Origin of the sequence: Bradyrhizobium sp. AZCC 1588 (genome assembly GCF_036924735.1) — a bacterium.
Lineage (GTDB): Bacteria > Pseudomonadota > Alphaproteobacteria > Rhizobiales > Xanthobacteraceae > Bradyrhizobium.
On record NZ_JAZHSC010000001.1, the window covers coordinates 5,736,378 to 5,753,393 of the forward strand.

A 17,016-nucleotide genomic window follows, 5' to 3' on the forward strand; every position below is an offset into this window, starting at 1 on the left:
ATGGATATCACCACGCTCGTTGGCCTGATCGTCGGCATTATTGTCCTGTCGACGCTGATCTTGATGGGCGGTGACTTCCGGATGTTCTACGACATCCACGCCGTCATCATCATCTTCGGCGGTTCGTTCGCCGCAACCCTGATCCGCTTTCCGCTCAGCGCGATCCTGCACGGCATGCCGCTCGGCGCGAAATTCGCCTTCACCATGAGCCGGCTCTCGGCGCGCGACCTGGTCGACGAACTGGCGCGCATCGCGGAAATCGCACGCAAGCAGGGCCCGGTCGGACTGGAAAAGGTCGAGACCGACGAGCCGTTTCTCGCCAAGGGCATCCGCTACGTCGCCGACGGCTACGACCTCGAGTTCATCCGCGACAACATGGAGCGCGATCGCGACAACTTTCTGATGCATCTGAACGAGGGTTCGAAGATCTATCGGGCGATCGGCGACTGCGCGCCGGCGTTCGGCATGATCGGCACGCTGCTCGGCATGGTGCAGATGTTCTCGAACATGTCGGATCCCTCGAAGCTCGGTCCCTTCATGGCGGTCGCCTTGCTGGCAACGCTTTACGGTGCGCTGGTGGCGAACCTGATCTGCCTGCCGATCGCCGACAAGCTGCATGGCAAGCTGATCGACGAGGAAACCAACCGCACGCTGATCATCGACGGCATCCTGATGATCCGCGATTCCAAGAGCCCGGCCTTGGTGCGTGAAATGCTGTTGGCCTATCTGCCCGAAAAGCACCGCCACGAGGAAGGCGAACTGGTTCCGGCCTGATCGGCTGATAGCATCAAGGCGCGGACATAAAGCATGGCCAAGAAAAAACGCGAAGAGGCGCATGGCGGTCACGGCTGGTTCGTGACGTTCGCCGATCTGATGGCGTTGTTGCTGTCGTTCTTCGTGATGCTGGTTGCGTTCTCCAGCCAGGACCAGCAAAAGCTCAAGATCGTCGCCGGCTCGATGCGCGAGGCATTTGGCGTGCAGACCGAGTCCCGGCATTCGGGAATCGTCGAATCCGACGGCCTGCCGACGCGGCCGAAGCTGAAGAATGTCGAGCATATTCCGCCCGAAGATGCCTCCAATACTCCGACGCCCGACGACAAGGACCGTCAGCGCGAAAACGGCGCTCGCTTGAAAGTCGATCGCGAGTTCGCGCTCGCCGCGGCCTCGTTGCGCCAGGCGCTGCAGGACATGCCGGAACTGACCGAAATGTCCAAGAACATCATGTTCGAGGAAACCAAAGAAGGGCTCAATCTGGAAATCGTCGACCAGGATGGCCGCTCGATGTTCGCCGACGGCTCCAAGGTCCCGTACGACCGTACCCGCCGGCTGATCCAGAAACTGGCGGTGCCGCTGAAGGCGACACCGCTGCGGCTCAACATTGTCGGCCACACCTCCGCCGGCTTCCTGCCGTCACGCGGCGAATATGGCGCCTTCGATCTGTCGGCGGACCGCGCCAACGCCGTCCGCCAGATCCTCGAACGCGAAGGGCTGCCCGCATCCCACATCTACGCCGTCGGCGGCAAGGCCGACAGCCAGCCGCTGTTTCCCGACGATCCGACGCTGCCGGCAAACCGTCGCGTTACCATCACGTTGATGCGCGAAAATCCACCGCTTCCGCCCAACCTGAAGCCGTAGTTTGGATAGACTACCATAATACCAGTCTGATGCTGTGGCTACTTTGCGCCAGTCGCGCATCGCGCGTGGTGCTATGGTCGCCCGATGATTGACAGGCAACGCGGAAGCGCCGATAGCCGCGCGGATCAATTCAACGACGAGAACGTTCCTTCTCCATCATGACTGTCAGCGTCACATCTACCGAAGCAGCCCATGATGGGCATGCCACCTCCGGCTTTTGGGCCCTGACGCTGGGCAGTATCGGCGTGGTGTTCGGCGATATCGGCACCTCGCCGCTGTATGCATTCCGTGAGGCCGCCACCCACGCTGCCGAAGGCCAGCCGGTATCGCGTATCATTGTACTCGGCGTGCTCTCGCTGATCCTGTGGTCGCTGTTGATCGTGGTGACAGCCAAATATGTGCTGCTGCTGTTGCGCGCCGACAACAATGGGGAGGGCGGTACGCTGTCCCTGATGGCGTTGGGTCAGCGGGCGCTGGGCCGGCGGAGCTGGCCGCTATTGGCGCTCGGCGTGGTCGGCGCGTCGATGTTCATCGGCGACTCCATGATCACGCCGGCGATTTCGGTTTTGTCGGCGGTCGAAGGTCTCAAGCTGGTCACACCCGCGCTCGAACACTATGTGGTGCCGCTGACGATCTTCATTCTTGTCGTGCTGTTCTCGGTGCAGAGCAGCGGCACCGCGCGCGTCGCCTCGGCCTTCGGCCCGGTCACGGTGGTCTGGTTCGTGACGCTGGCGGTGCTGGGCCTCGTCCATATCTCTGACGATCCCACGGTGCTCTACGCGATCAATCCCTGGTATGGGATCCAGTTCATGCTGTCCCATGGCGTCATCGGCCTGGTGACGATGGGCCTGGTGTTTCTGGCGGTGACCGGCGGCGAGGCGCTCTATGCGGACCTCGGGCATTTCGGGCGCAAGCCAATCCGGGCCGCATGGCTCTTTTTCGTGTTGCCGTCGTTGCTGATCAATTATTTCGGACAGGGCGCGCTGGTGTTGTCCGATCCGGCGGCGATCGAAAACTCATTCTACCGGATGGTCCCGGAGATGTTGTTGATCCCGCTCGTGGTGCTGGCGACCGCCGCCACCGTGATCGCGAGCCAGGCGGTGATAACAGGCGCCTTTTCCCTGATCCGCCAGGCAGTGCAACTCGGTCTGTTGCCGCGCTTCGAGGTTCGCTACACCTCCGAGGCCCATGCCGGCCAGATCTACCTGCCGCGGGTCAACCGGATGCTGCTGATCGGGGTGGTTCTGCTGGTGCTGCTGTTCCGCACCTCCAGCGGTCTTGCCTCTGCCTATGGCATTGCGGTCTCCACGACCATGGTCGTCGACGGCATCATGGGCTTTGTCGTGATCTGGAAATTGTGGAACTGGCGCGCGGCGACCGCGGCCGCCGTGATCCTGCCGTTCGTCGTCGTCGACATGAGCTTCTTTGCCGCAAACCTGCTGAAGCTGCTCGAGGGCGCCTGGGTGCCGCTATTGTTCGGCGCCGCAGTCGCGGTGATGATCTGGACTTGGCGCCGCGGCGCCGCGATCCTGGTCGTCAAGACGCGGCGCATCGAGGTGCCCTTGATGGACCTGATCAAGAGCCTGGAAAAGCGTCCGCCCCACATCGTCAAGGGTACGGCGGTGTTTCTGACTTCCGATCCGAGCTTCGTGCCCACCGCGCTGATGCACAATCTCAAGCACAACAAGGTGCTGCACGAGCACAATGTGATCCTGACCATCGAAACCGCCCAGACGCCGCGCGTCGACGTTTCAGAGCGCGTCAAGATGGAAACCATCAGCGAGAAGTTCTCCACCGTCCGGCTGCGGTTTGGCTTCATGGAATCGCCGAACGTGCCGAAGGCGCTGGTGATCGCGCGCAAGCTCGGCTGGCAGTTCGACATCATGGCGACCTCGTTCTTCGTGTCGCGGCGGTCGCTGAAGCCATCGGCGCAGTCGGGCATGCCGCTATGGCAGGACCATCTGTTCATCGCTATGAGCCGGTCGGCCAATGACGCCACCGACTACTTCCAGATCCCGACCGGGCGGGTCGTGGAAGTCGGTACCCAAGTAACCATCTGATTTCAGATGAAAAATTGGCCGTAGCCTTCGCCACGATCTATGCGGATAGCGCATACCGGAGGCCTGGATTCCGGCTAACCTGTGCATTCGTCCCGGGAGTATAGGGCTGCGCTTCTGCACTTGTGCAGTGCGGTAAGGAACCGAGGCCCCCATCTCATGTCAGTCCAGTTTGCGATCCCCGCGGCGGAAACGCCCGCGGCCAATGGTCATGGCGAAGCGCATTCCACCGCCACCTTCAAGGCGCTGATGCTCGGCAGCATCGGCGTCGTCTATGGCGACATCGGCACCAGCCCCTTGTACGCGCTGCGTGAAGCGGTGGTCGCCGCCAGCGAGACTGCGGCCGGTGCCACGCCACAGGCCGTGCTCGGCGTACTCTCGCTGATCCTGTGGGCGCTGATCGTGGTGGTGACGCTGAAATATGTCGTCATCCTCTTGCGTGCCGACAACAATGGCGAGGGCGGAACGCTGGCACTGATGGCGCTGGCGCAGCGCGCGGTCGGCAAGGGCGGGGCGGCGATCGTGCTGCTCGGCATCATCTCCGGCGCGCTGTTTTACGGCGACGCGGTTCTTACGCCGGCGCTGTCGGTGTTGTCGGCCATCGAAGGCATCAAGCTCGTCACCGTCACCTTCGAGCACTATGTGGTGCCGCTGACGGTCATCATTCTGGTGGCGCTGTTTGCCGTGCAATCCCGCGGCACCGCGCGCGTCGCCGCGTTCTTCGGACCGGTGATGTGCGTCTGGTTCGCCGTCATTGCGGTCGCAGCCGTTCCGCAGATCATGCGGCATCCCGAAGTGCTGCAGGCACTCAATCCGCTCTACGCCGTTTCCTTCATGCTCCATCACGGCATGATAGGTTTCATCACGCTCGGTGCGGTGTTTCTTGCCGTCACCGGCGCGGAAGCGCTCTATGCCGATCTCGGCCATTTCGGCAAGCGGCCGATCCAGACCGCCTGGCTCTTCATCGTGCTGCCGTCGCTGGCGATCAATTATCTGGGGCAGGGCGCGCTGTTGATCGCCGACCCCAAGGCGATCGAAAACCCGTTCTTCCTCATGTTCCCGGACTGGGCGCTGATCCCGATGGTGGCGCTGGCGACAGCGGCAACGGTGATCGCGAGCCAGGCCGTCATCACCGGCGCCTACTCGCTGACGCGCCAGGCGATCCAGCTAGGGCTGCTGCCGCGGTTCGAAATCCGCCACACCTCGGAAGCGCATTCCGGCCAGATCTACATCCCGCGCATCAACCTGCTGCTGTTGCTCGCGGTGATTTTGCTGGTGGTCCTGTTCCGCTCGTCGAGCGGGTTGGCCTCGGCTTACGGAATCTCCGTGACCGGGACCATGGTGGTTACGGCTCTGATGGGTTTTGTCGTGATCTGGCGGGTCTGGAAATGGTCGCCGATCGCGGCCGCAGCCCTGATCGCCCCGTTCCTGTTCCTCGACATCACCTTCCTCGCCGCCAATCTGTTGAAGGTGTTCGAGGGCGGCTGGGTGCCGCTCGCGCTCGGCGGCATCGTGATGCTCCTGATGTACACGTGGCGCCGTGGCAGCCGGCTGTTGTTCGAGAAATCGCGCAAGCTGGAATTCCCGCTGGCCGAACTGGTCGCGATGCTGGAGAAGCGTCCGCCGCAGCGGGTCCCCGGCACGGCCGTGTTCCTGACCTCCGATCCCGAATGCGCGCCGACGGCGCTGATGCACAGCCTGAAGCACTACAAAGTGCTGCATGAGAAGAACGTCATCCTCACCATCGAGACCGCGCCGACGCCGCGGATCGACGATGCCGAGCGGGTGCGGATGGAGCAGCTCAGCGAGACCTTCTCCCGGGTGACGCTGCGGTTCGGCTTCATGGAATCGCCTAACGTGCCGAAGACGCTGGCGATCGCCCGCAAGCTCGGCTGGCAGTTCGACATCATGTCGACGTCGTTCTTCCTGTCCCGCCGCGCGCTGAAACCCGCCGCGCATTCCGGCATGCCGCGCTGGCAGGATTTGCTGTTCATCCGCCTCAGCCGCGCCGCCAACGACGCCACGGACTATTTCCAGATCCCCACAGGCCGCGTGGTGGAAGTCGGAACGCAGGTCACGATCTAGGGCGAGAATCGATAAGTTGCGATCGCCAAAGCTCGCGCTCGACGAAATTTTCGGCAGACAGGCATCGGCCGCGAAGGCGGCCGGTCGCTCAAGGACGCGCAATGAGCAACGGGTGTACGTTTTCGCCGCCTGCCATTAGGGGATTCGACGGCTCGAAGCGCTCGCGCACTTCTCGCTTTTTGACGAGCGAGCGCGCAACAACAAAGGCGTCCTTCAGGCTCCTGGCTTGCCGGAGTGCTATGTTGAAAAAGGCGTTGCCGAAATAGGTCCACTTGGCTTTGTCCCGGCAGCCGAACGATGGATGGTCGGCATCGGCCGCGGTGATTACCAGCGTATCGGGGTTCGCGAGACGAGGGATAAAGACCCCGGAATAGCAGGCCGAGATGACCACCACCTTGTATCGCATACCGGTCCGCGCCAGCATGTAGGCGAGATTAGACGGAGTGAGCATTTGCGTAAGCCGCCCCGCTTTGACTGCGAGGCCGGCGCGGGAGCCGTGCGAGGTGAGAATCAAAAACAGAATGTCGTTGTCGGCGTCGATCCCGTTGGCTGCCGCTTGCAAGGACATGGCCAGGCCTTCAATCGTGGCACCTCCGCCTTTCTTCGAATTGTATTGCACGTTGATCGAGGTGTTCTCGAAACGGCCTGCTACGACCCGTGCTGCGCCGGTCGCCTCGCTTCTAAACACGCCTTGATCGCCGAAAAGGCCGAAGGATACCACGCTCACCTTGCGAGCATCCTCAACGGCGTGCACCGTCGAAACCGATGGCGCAACGGTCAAAACAAAAGCGATGAGTGGCGCGGCGATCCGGCTGATCCAACGTGAGTTCATGGCTTCACCAGGGCATTTCTTCAACAGGTCACGTGAAAGAGGCCGATTCTCTTTGCGCGCGACCGGTTGAACATCCGTATTGCCTCGGGTGTCGGCTTCAACACGACCTCGCAGCCCTTTCTTTCGAAATAGGCTTCAGCTTCCGGCGATAGGTGCACGTTACCCATCTGACCCGAGCCAATGACGACCTGGTCGCACCCCTTCTCGAAGAGAAACTTTGCCTCGTCTTTTGAAAGTACGTGCGAGGTACCATACAGCTTCTTTGACAGCTTCTTTTTCCGCTTCACAACTTCGCCGGAAAGGCGAACGACCACGTCGTGCTCATACGTCCTTCCGTCAATCGTAATCGCGCCGAATATGGTGCTGTCAATCTTCATCGCGACCTCCTAATCAGGCTCCCGCTAACGCGCAGCGGTGCGGCGCCCCGACGCCGGCATCATCTCACTCCAGAGCGTTCCAGTCTGCCGATCCGGATCGGGACGCGCCGCTGTCCCCAGCTGCCCGGGCGTGCCTCGAACAAGCCGGGGATTGCGGTGGAGCAAATGCCGCAACGGCCGTCGCTGGTGAGCCGCCACGTGGTGATGTCATACCAATCTCGGCCGATGATCCGCTCGCCACAGCCCGGACAGTACGTGCTTTGGCCACTCTCGTCATGGACATTCCCGGTGTAGACGAACTGCAGCCCGACCTTGCGCGCGATGTCGCGGGCCATCGTCAGGGTGAGGGCCGGCGTCCGGGGCAGATCCAGCATCTTGTAGTCAGGGTGGAAGGCGGTGAAATGCAAGGGCACGTCGGGTCCTAGCCTTGTCATCACCCATTCGCTCAGCTTTTTCAGCTCCTCCGGGCTGTCATTGTGACCCGGGATCAGTAGCGTTGTGATTTCGAACCAGACCTTCGTCCTGTGCCTCAGATACTCGAGCGTCTCGAGGACGGCACCGAGACGCCCGGTGCACAGCCGATTGTAGAACGCCTCGGTGAACGCCTTGAGATCGACATTGGCGGCGTCCATGAAGGTGTAAAGCTCCTCCCGTGCCGCCGGATCAATGTAGCCGGCCGTGACCGCCACGTTCTTGATCCCGCGCCGGCGCGCCACCCTTGCGACGTCGACGGCATATTCAAGGAAGATGACGGGGTCATTATAGGTGTAGGCGATGGAGCGCGAGCCTGTGGCAATCGCGGCCTCGACAATATCTTCCGGCGAGGCTGCGTCCTGGAGCCGGTCGAACTCGCGCGCTTTGGAAATGTCCCAGTTCTGGCAGAACTTGCAAGTCAGGTTGCACCCGGCGGTACCGAACGACAACACGGGAGTTCCGGGCAGATAGTGGTTCAGTGGCTTCTTCTCGATTGGATCGACACAGAATCCCGAGGAGCGGCCGTAGGTCGTGAGCACGATCCGGTCGTCCTGCCGGCCACGCACGAAGCACAGGCCGCGCTGGCCTTCGTTAAGCCTGCAGTAGCGCGGGCAGACATCACATTGGATGCGCCCGTCTTCGAGCCGGTGCCAGTAGCGGCCAGGAACACCTTCCAAACGCTCGAGATCGGTCATGGAATTCGTCGTGTGTGGCAGACCTCAGCTTTTTGCCAACGGGCGTGACGGAGAGTTGCCACGATGTCTAGCCGGCCCGTCTACGGGCACGAGCGCCCTCGCACGTCGGCTCATTCTATTCCTGATCGGCGGAGACCGTAAGTCCGTCGACAATCTCGGCATGCGACCGTTTCGGCCAGTTCGACGGCGAAAAGCGACAGCATGAGGCCCACCATCGGCACTGCGGGAATCAGGTAACGCCAGACGTCGAGGGTGTGGGCGCCGGCGGCGGTCGCGATCGAAGCAGCCCACATCACGATCACGATACCTGCGCGTGTCAAGAATCTGGAGCGCCGGTGCCGCACAGCGATCACTGTCCAAAATATGACGGCAATAACGAAGGCGGTGGACAATGCCCTGTGCAGATAGGCGGAGATGCCTGGGAAATCGGACAGTAGGCCGATCCGAACTGGTCCGCCCTGCAGATCGATCGGCTGAACCGAGCGGCCGTGCCGCGTCATGATGTCGGACACGTGCGGCACGTCGTCGGTCGACACCGGTATGGCAGGATCGAGTCCGTAGGGCGGCCATGCGATCGAGGCCCCATAGGCCATCTGACGGACGAACTTGCCCGCGTAGGCCAGCGGCCGGTCGCGCACGGCGGCCAGGAAGATGCGCCGATAGGCTGCGGCCGCGCCGACGGCATTCCCGGTATCGTCGGCGAGGTCTCGATCCAGTGCGGTGTCGAAGAGGCACGCGTCGCCGAAGAACCCGAGGACGGGCCAGCGACCTGGCTCCGCGGCGAAGTCGGCGGCAAGCCGCGCCATCGTGGCGTCGGCGCGGTCGCCGGCCGCCGATACGATCTCGTGTCGCGCTGCATCGCTTGCAAGCACGATATTCAGGTGATTGCAGAACAGTGTCTTGGGGACGAACACGGCCGAGGCTTGGTCGGAATTGGAAGCCCCGAACCGGGAACCGGCGGCGAGGAGCGCCAGCGCCGCCGCGACGGACACGGCAATTACGGCGAGGCGCCCGGATGTATCTGGCCGGGCGAGGCAGGTGCCGACCACGACGACGGCGATTGGGACCAGGACTCCCTGCGATCTGAAGCACGCCGCGAGCGCCGCGCACAGGATAGCGGCCGCGACCGCCCAGCACCGTGCCGCTTTGCCGACGAAGGTGGCAACGAGCAATCCAGCCACTGCCAGATTGAGGAAGACCGCAAAGAGAAGGTCTGCGGTGAGGACGTTCCTGAACAGCAGCAGGCCCGGATACGTCGCCACGAGGATGATCGGCACGAGCCCACCGGCGTTGCGCGTCGCCGCCTGGGCAGTTGCTGCAAGCGCCAGCATCAGGACGACCCACGCCGCCTGCTGCAGGCGCACCACCGTCCCGAGGTCGCCTCCAAACGCGAACGTCACGGCCAGAAACGCCGGGTAGCCCGGATCGCGCCCACCTGCCACGGTCGGCCGTCCTGCCTCGAGCGTGCGAAACGCAGATTCCACAAAGGACGGCGTGTCGCCCCAGATGATCGGGACCGCCGGCCTGAACGACACGGCGATCGCCACCAGCAGCGAGGCCCACGCCAGCACGGCCCACGGGGACGCGACGCCGCGCAAGGAGGCGGCTCCGCCCGTTGTATGCGCTGGAGCTTCGCGGTCGGACCGCACGATCGCCGTCCACACGGGATAAAGTTCGAATGCCGCCCAAGCTTCATGATAGACCAAGACGCGCTTCAAGACCATCGGAGGGCAATCACGGCGCTCGTTTTGGTCCGATCAGCTCGAATTGAAACTTCTGCTCATCACTCAGTGCAGTATAGAAGTCTTCCAGCGCGTCGCTCACCAGATTGATGGCTTGTTGCATGGTATCGAGCCGACCATCCACTTCGGCGAGGCGAGCGGGCGGCGTGATCGCGTCTTTCGGCTGGCATTCATAACTCAGCATCTCGACAGCTCTGGCGCTGGCACGCTGCATCCGTTCAAGCGCGTCGCGTTGGGCATCGGTCGGGTGTAGCCTGGCCTCGATCTCGCCAGCCGGCCATTGCAACGCGGCCGGCAGGGACGCTTCGCAGCCCTGGGCCAGCGCCTTCATGGTCCCGTTTGCGGACGCCGTCTTGAGCTGATCATCAGCGAGTGCGTTGAGCCGTGTTTTCTGCTCGTCATCCAGCAGATCATAAAGTTCCCCCAGCCGCGGCTGCAGGGATATTACTGCAGTGAGAATAGCCGCAGTGCGCTGCTGCATCAGGGCCAATCGGGCCGGCGCCGTTGATGCGGGCTGCATCGGACAAGATGCCTGAATGATCTGAGCGGCCGAGTTCGACGCGTCGGCAAGACGGTCCAGCGCGGCCCGTTGCGCCTCGGTCGGCTGAATCGCCCGCTGAATCTGATCAATGGCAAGACTGGTAATCTCGCGGCCGGCATCACCGCAGAGCTGCTGCAGCGGCGGGATCCTTCGTTCGCTTCGGCCGGAAGAGCCCGGTGCCATATAAGCCGCCAGTTCGTCACTGCCGTAAGGCCCAAAAATTCCGGCATAGATGTCGGGGTACCCGTAGTCCCAGAAGCCCATGGCATCGCCGAAGATGGCATAACCATAAATATCATTGTAGGCGAACGGCCAGAACAGCGGCCCAACCCAGCCATATCCGCCATGGCCATGCAACCACCACCCGTCTGTAGTGTTACGGTCACCATGCCAGTGAGCAAGTGCGGCAGTCGCGGCGATCTGTTTGCGTGCCGCAGGGTCAGTGAAAAGCCTGCCAACAACCAGCTCCTCCTCGCCGGAGGGCCGGTTCGCCGCGGACGGGATGTTTTGTAAAGCGACGGGTGCGTTTTTTAAAGCGACGGGAGCGCTTTTGATCCGACGGACGTGCACCCGGCGGTGATGCCTGAGGCGGCTATGAAACAGCCCTGGCGCAAGCACGCGGGCGAACGCGGATTTCACGCTGCCAAGTGGGCCGAGACCAAAATTTCCGCGACTTTTCGCAGTGGCGGCACTCGACAGCGCGGTCACCAGTACGACAGCGATTACTGTAACGCTGAACTTCGACATGGCACCTCCCGTGCCAAGCCTTCGCCGCGTTACTTATGACGCCGCACAGGACTGAAAGTTCCTTGTAAGCAATCATGCAGACCAAGGCATCGCGCGCAAAGACGGCAGCAATCACGTCGTTTCAGAAGGCCCGAGTGGCGCATACAGTCTGCAGAAGTCGGCCTAGGGTCGGAAGCTGATATCGCAAAGTCGAACTCGGCGTCAGAACTCGGGCGCTTCCTCATGCGCGGTTCGCGCCTGATGACGCATGTGCTGCCAGACGGCCAAGGCGACCGAGAGCGCCGCGCAGAGCAGTAACGCGCCGGAAATCGGCCGCGTGAAGAACAGCAGCGGGTTGTCGTCCGTCATGATCGCCCGAATAAGGTTGATCTCGATCTGATCGCCGAGGATGAGGCCGAGGATCAGCGGAGCCAGCGGAAATCCGCACCTCACCAGCGCATAGCCGAACACACCAAAGATGAGCAGGACATACACGCTCTGCATCGTGTTGTTGAGCGCGTAAGCACCGATTACGCAAAGCACCAGCACGACGGGCGCAAGCACCGCGAGCCTCACACGGGTGATCTGAAGCATGAATAGCGCACCAGCGGCCAGGATCAGCACCATCAGCAGGTGTGCCAAAATGTATGCGGCGTAGATACCGTAGGCGAGGGTGGGTTGCTGGGAGACGAACAGCGGCCCCGACTGAATGCCATGGATCGTCATGGCGCCAAGCATGACGGCGGTCACGGCGTCGCCCGGGATGCCGAACGCCATGATGGTCACCAGCGAGCCGCCGACATTGGCATTGTTGGATGACTCAGAAGCGATGATGCCCTCGGGGATGCCTGTGCCGAAACGCTCGGGGTGGCGCGACAACTTCTTCGCCTGGTCGTAGGCCAACATATTGGCGGCGCTGCCGCCGATCGCCGGCAGCACGCCGATCAGGATGCCGACGATCGTCGACCACAAGAGCAGGAACGGACGGCCGAGGATTTCGCCGATCACCTTGAGGTGGGAAACCCGCAGACTCGGCTGCGCGGCCAGAACGGCCTCGGGCGTCTTTGGCGCTCGGGCCTTCTCGATGTCGGACATGATCTGCGCGAACGCAAAAATCCCGATCAGCACCGGCAGGAACGGGAAGCCGCCGCTGACGAACTCGGACCCGAAGGTGAAGCGCGGCACGCTGCCGATCGGGTCCGTGCCGATGACGGTGATCAGGAGGCCGATGGCGGTCGACAGCAGGCCCTTGATGAACGAGGACTCGGCCAGGCCCGCCACCATCGCCATGGCCAGCACGAACAGCGAGAAATACTCCCACGGTCCGAACTGAAGTGCGATGGCCGCGAGCGGCCCGGTCACCAGGATCAGGAACAGCCCGCCGAGCAGGCCGCCGAAGAACGATGACCACACGCCGAGCCAGATCGCCCGGCCCGGCGCGCCACCCCGCGCCATCGGAAAGCCGTCGAAGGTCGTGGCGATAGCCGAAGGCGTGCCCGGAATTCCGAGCAGACAGGCGGTGACCAGGCCGCCGGCGGAGCCGCCGACATAGACGCCGGTCATCGCGGCCAGCCCCTGCAACGGATCGAGACCATAGGTGAACGGCAGGATGACGATGATCGTCATCGTGATGGTGACGCCCGGCAGCGCGCCGCCAATCACGCCAATGAGCGTGCCGGCGAACAGCGGAACGAGATAATTCCACTGCAGCACCGTCAGCAGCCCATGTCCCAAAAGCTCGAACATGGCCTACCAGTCTGTCCAGCTACCGCGAGGAAGCAGCACGGTGAGATACCGCTCGAAGACCAGGTACGTCACCGCCGATGTGCCGACCGCTATTGCCGCGAGGACCACCCATTGGCGCCAGGTCCTCGGCCTTTCGAGCGTCGCTTGCAGCGCGGCGACGAACAGGACGGTGGCGATGCGATAGCCGAGCAGAGGCAGAAGTACCAAATAGAGCGCGACAATGACGAAGGCGAGCGCGACAAGGCCATAGGCCCGTCGCGGCTGCGCCGGAGCAGGGACGTCGGCCGGCTCAGCGCGCCGCGCGAGCAGGTCCTGCATAATCAGCGCCGCGCTGGTCACGGCCATGAAGATCAGGACGATGCGCGGATAGAAGCCGGGACCGACCGGCACCAGCGGTAGCTGCGGCAGTCCAAACGATTGCACAAGCAGGATCAGACTGACCGCGAGGAAAATCAGCCCGGCAAAGCTATCGCGGCCAAGTCTCATTGCTTAAAGTCTCATTGCTTGGCGAGACCGAGGTCGGTCATGATCACCTTGCTCTCCCGGTCGAGCTTGTCGAGGAATGGGCCGTATTCGGCGGCGTTGAGATAGGAGACGCGCGTGCCCTGCTTCTTCATCGCGTCCGCGAATTCCGGCTCCTTGGCGGCTTTTCCGCAGGCCTCGTCCAGCTTGGCGCGCACCGCGGCCGGCGTGCCCTTCGGTACTATCAGGCCGCGCAAAACCGCGTAGACGATGTCCATGCCGAGCTCCTTCAGCGTCGGCACGTCAGGGGCTTCGGGATCGCGCTTCTCGGCAGCAATGGCAAGAAACTTGAGCTGCCCGGCATCGACCTTGCCCTTCTGCGTCAGGTTGGAATCCGTCAAATCGACATGGCCGCCGAGAATGGCATTCATGCGCGGCGCAAGGCCTTCGTACGATACGTACTTGAACTTGACGCCGGCTGCCTTTTCGATGAGCGCCGGGAAGATGTGGCTGGTCGATCCAAGGGTAGCCCCCACGGTGATCTGGCCCGGACGCTTCTTGGCGTCTTCGGCAAGCTCGGCCCAGGTCTTCCAGGGCGTCTTGGGGCTCGCTGTCAGGACCGATGGCGTCGCAGAGAGCAGGCAGATCGGCTCAAAGTCGCTGTATTTGACGTCTGTGACGCCGGCATAGTGCACAAGGTGGATGTAGTCGTGCACCGCATAAAGCGTATAGCCGTCCGGCGGTGAGCCTTTGGCTTCGCGCGCCCCGACGGTGCCGGAGGCGCCCGTGACGTTGGCGATCACGATCGGCTGACCGATGTGCTTCTGTAGAAGCGGCGCAAAAGGACGGAAGATGTTGTCCGTATCGCCGCCTGCCGCCCACGGCACGATCATCTTGATCGGGCGCTCAGGATAGTTCTGAGCTGCGGCCGGCATGGCCATCGCGGCCAATGCTGCTGTCGCCGCCAAACTGCGGAGCACGGTCCTCATGACGCTTCTCCCTATCGCTGTTGATTGATTTTTTTTCGATCATAGCAAGACGCCGGCACTTCGCAAACAATGATGCGACAAGGATGGTCCGGCGGCGTGTGCGGCGCACCGCCAAATCCAAATTTGGGCTGAGTCCACCGGTGCCCTTTGAGGCGCTTCGCGGAGTATCCTAAGCGGCCGCTTGTGCGTCACGCCGCGTGCGGATTTTGGGAATGTCGCCCCGCAGGGACAACACTCACAAACTTTAGCGGTCCCGGCAGATCCGGGACCGCTTTTTGTTTTGGCCCCCGTTACAACTCATTCAGCGGGTGGCTCACGCCTTTCCCTGAACGGGTCGGCGGCGTCATCGTGACCACTACGGCTGCTGAAGAACATCAAGGCCATCAGCCCGCAGCCGATCAGGAGTGAAAAGAACGTTCCGAGTCCAAGGGCGATCCAGCCGTGCTTATCCATCACGGCGTCGCTCGTGGCATTCCACACCGATACAGCCCATACGCCAGTGAGGCCAAGCAGGGCTAGCAAGGTCACGAGAAGGCCGACTTGGCCGAAGCTCAGGTTGCGCATGAGGGGACCCTTTCTAGCATACAGGGGAACGTGGGCGGTCAGAATGGAATCTTAGCCACGGCTGATGCTTGGCGCGCCATTTCGGGCCGGGGCCACGCATGTAGTGCAGCTCGGGCCGGTAGCTATCGCGTACGTCCATAGCCAGGTTGTGAACGATGCTGGCGAAGTCAGAGGCTGTCTCAGCCGTCTTGCGAGCAAAATCAGATATTGCGGACCAGCGCGCAGAAGCGGGTGCAATCGCACGGGGGCCGACGATGCTTTTCCAGATCATCTTTTTTCTCCGTCCGGTTCGATGTGGGCACCGTGATGATCTAGCGGATCGGAGCTGTGGCTGCGCCAGAGCGATTGCCCTGCCTGTAGAGCGATTGCTGCTAACGTCGGCGCCCCCGCGCGCCCCTTTGTGCGTCCGTACTGCAGGACCGCTGGGAGATTCCGTCATTCATAGACTTGCAGTTATTCCTCGCAGCTGGGTTCGAAGCCGCTATAATGGCGCGGTTGCGACATGAATTGGCGAATGGGCCATGGTGGCAACGAACGATCAGATCGTCACTGTGTTCGGCGGAACCGGCTTTCTGGGCCGCCGCATCGTTCAACGTCTGCGCTCACGCGGATTTCCGGTTCGGATCGCGTCAAGGCATCCGGATCACGGCTACACCTTGCCTGGTGCTGACGATCCGAAACTTCAATCCGTAGAGGCCAACATTCACGACGAGCGGTCGGTGGCGGATGCGCTTGCCGGCGCTTACGGCGTCGTGAATGCGGTCAGTCTCTACGTCGAGCGCGGATCGGAGACTTTTCATTCCGTTCATGTCGAGGCCGCCCGGCGGGTAGCATTTCAAGCGCACGGGGCCGGAGTCAAAAGACTCGTCCACCTTTCAGGAATCGGCTCCAATGCCACCTCGCCATCACACTACATCCGAAAGCGGGGCGAGGGCGAGCAGGTGGTCCGGGCCGCTTTCGCCGAGGCAACTTTGATCCGTCCGGCGGTGATGTTCGGACCGGACGACGCGTTTCTCGTCGTCATCCTCAAGCTGCTCCGCCAGCTTCCCGTCTATCCGATGTTCGGCCGCGGCGTGACCAGATTGCAGCCGGCCTATGTGGATGATGTTGCGGACGCGATTGGCCGGATCATGCAGCGCGCCGAGGCGCCTGATATCTTCGAGTTCGGCGGCCCTCGCGTCTACTCTTACGAGGAGTTGCTTAGAGCCGTGGCGCATCAAGCCGGACTTGCGCCTCGACTGCTTCCAGTCCCGTTTGCCGCCTGGCATGCACTCGCATGGGCCTCCGAAACGCTCCGGATTCCATTCCTGACGCGCAATCAAGTGGAGCTTATGCAAATCGACACCGTGTCATCACCGGATATGCCCGGATTTGCCGAGCTTGGGATATCGCCACACTCGGTCGAGGCAATACTCCAGAAGATGCTGTCTGATTCCGGAGCATGAGACGTCTCGACTAATCCGCGTCAACGGACACCGGGATTGTCGATGTTGCGCTCAGGATGAGGAACCAACCTTTGGAAACACGGTTATTGAATTTCAATCAATGCGAAGGGCGACCGCGTCATAAGTGAAGGCGGATATCATGGCTACATGTGAAACCTGCGGCAATGACTATGACAAGGCCTTTCAGGTCACAATGAACGGCAAGGCGCACACCTTCGATAGTTTCGAGTGCGCCATTCATGCGCTCGCGCCGACCTGCGATCATTGCGGCATCCGCATCGTCGGGCACGGATTGGAGAAGTCCGGCACGTTCTTCTGTTGCGAGCATTGCGCCGAAGGTGAAGGCGTCAAAGGGCTACGCGATCGAATCTAGGCCCGGGCAGTTGGCGCGATCTGGGTCCCCCCATCCGCCCGCGAAGGACGATGCTTCACATTTGCAACGAGCGCCTCGTGGGGTCGACAGGCGCTTTGCGCATCCTCGGGCAAACCATCCGCTCGCAATGGGCGTTTTGGGACAGCATGACTGCCCGATAACTTTGCTTGCGCCATTGGAAATTTGAGCATTGAATTCGGCGAAGATGCGCCACTACCGTAAGTAGTTCTCAAGTGTGTCTGTACCCTCACAGAATGAAGTGATGAAGGGACT

15 protein-coding genes are annotated in these 17,016 nt (G+C 62.0%); 6 read left to right on the top strand and 9 right to left on the bottom strand.

All coding sequences use genetic code 11. The annotated features are described in order from the left end of the window. The 4 genes from V1277_RS26670 (at position 1) to V1277_RS26685 (ending at position 5,777) form a co-directional block, all read left to right on the top strand. A complete protein-coding gene (locus V1277_RS26670) occupies positions 1-774 on the top strand; it encodes a motility protein A (protein WP_065745280.1) in 774 nt (257 codons plus the stop codon). 33 nt (positions 775-807) lie between these two features. Beyond that, positions 808-1,635: an OmpA/MotB family protein gene (locus V1277_RS26675; protein ID WP_028349766.1), complete on the top strand. Its 828-nt coding sequence runs from the start codon at positions 808-810 to the stop codon at positions 1,633-1,635. A 158-nt stretch (positions 1,636-1,793) separates the two neighbouring features. Further along, positions 1,794-3,695 carry a potassium transporter Kup gene (locus V1277_RS26680; RefSeq protein ID WP_334418866.1) on the top strand — a complete coding sequence of 634 codons (1,902 nt, stop codon included), beginning with the start codon at positions 1,794-1,796 and terminating at the stop codon, positions 3,693-3,695. Positions 3,696-3,851: 156 nt separating this feature from the next. Beyond that, a complete protein-coding gene (locus V1277_RS26685) occupies positions 3,852-5,777 on the top strand; it encodes a potassium transporter Kup (protein ID WP_334376095.1) in 1,926 nt (641 codons plus the stop codon). Between the two features lie 88 nt (positions 5,778-5,865). On the opposite strand, the gene V1277_RS26690 is transcribed toward V1277_RS26685, so the two are convergent. The 9 genes from V1277_RS26690 to V1277_RS26730 all read right to left on the bottom strand — a co-directional run bounded on the left by V1277_RS26690 (position 5,866) and on the right by V1277_RS26730 (position 14,925). Next, positions 5,866-6,609, bottom strand: coding sequence for a C13 family peptidase (locus tag V1277_RS26690; protein WP_334418867.1), 744 nt, complete (start codon positions 6,607-6,609; stop codon positions 5,866-5,868). A gap of 20 nt (positions 6,610-6,629) precedes the next feature. After that, positions 6,630-6,986: an Mth938-like domain-containing protein gene (locus V1277_RS26695; protein ID WP_334363725.1), complete on the bottom strand. Its 357-nt coding sequence runs from the start codon at positions 6,984-6,986 to the stop codon at positions 6,630-6,632. A gap of 59 nt (positions 6,987-7,045) precedes the next feature. Beyond that, positions 7,046-8,155: an AmmeMemoRadiSam system radical SAM enzyme gene (gene amrS / locus V1277_RS26700; protein ID WP_334418868.1), complete on the bottom strand. Its 1,110-nt coding sequence runs from the start codon at positions 8,153-8,155 to the stop codon at positions 7,046-7,048. A 110-nt stretch (positions 8,156-8,265) separates the two neighbouring features. After that, positions 8,266-9,753: a hypothetical protein gene (locus V1277_RS26705; protein ID WP_334418869.1), complete on the bottom strand. Its 1,488-nt coding sequence runs from the start codon at positions 9,751-9,753 to the stop codon at positions 8,266-8,268. Between the two features lie 136 nt (positions 9,754-9,889). Further along, positions 9,890-11,185, bottom strand: a complete 1,296-nt coding sequence (locus V1277_RS26710) for a Spy/CpxP family protein refolding chaperone (RefSeq protein ID WP_334418870.1) — start codon at positions 11,183-11,185, stop codon at positions 9,890-9,892. Between the two features lie 201 nt (positions 11,186-11,386). Beyond that, positions 11,387-12,910 carry a tripartite tricarboxylate transporter permease gene (locus tag V1277_RS26715; protein WP_334418871.1) on the bottom strand — a complete coding sequence of 508 codons (1,524 nt, stop codon included), beginning with the start codon at positions 12,908-12,910 and terminating at the stop codon, positions 11,387-11,389. Positions 12,911-12,913: 3 nt separating this feature from the next. After that, on the bottom strand, positions 12,914-13,396 hold the full coding sequence (locus tag V1277_RS26720; protein WP_334418872.1) for a tripartite tricarboxylate transporter TctB family protein: 483 nt from the start codon (positions 13,394-13,396) through the stop codon (positions 12,914-12,916). A gap of 11 nt (positions 13,397-13,407) precedes the next feature. Continuing rightward, positions 13,408-14,361, bottom strand: a complete 954-nt coding sequence (locus tag V1277_RS26725) for a tripartite tricarboxylate transporter substrate binding protein (RefSeq protein WP_334418873.1) — start codon at positions 14,359-14,361, stop codon at positions 13,408-13,410. A gap of 297 nt (positions 14,362-14,658) precedes the next feature. Next, positions 14,659-14,925, bottom strand: a complete 267-nt coding sequence (locus V1277_RS26730; protein ID WP_334418874.1) for a hypothetical protein — start codon at positions 14,923-14,925, stop codon at positions 14,659-14,661. A gap of 521 nt (positions 14,926-15,446) precedes the next feature. Between V1277_RS26730 and V1277_RS26735 the strand changes: the two genes are divergently transcribed. Both V1277_RS26735 and V1277_RS26740 read left to right on the top strand, forming a co-directional pair. Further along, positions 15,447-16,370, top strand: a complete 924-nt coding sequence (locus V1277_RS26735; protein WP_334418875.1) for a complex I NDUFA9 subunit family protein — start codon at positions 15,447-15,449, stop codon at positions 16,368-16,370. A 124-nt stretch (positions 16,371-16,494) separates the two neighbouring features. Next, on the top strand, positions 16,495-16,743 hold the full coding sequence (locus V1277_RS26740; protein WP_334418876.1) for a hypothetical protein: 249 nt from the start codon (positions 16,495-16,497) through the stop codon (positions 16,741-16,743). The last annotated feature ends 273 nt before the right edge of the window (positions 16,744-17,016 follow it).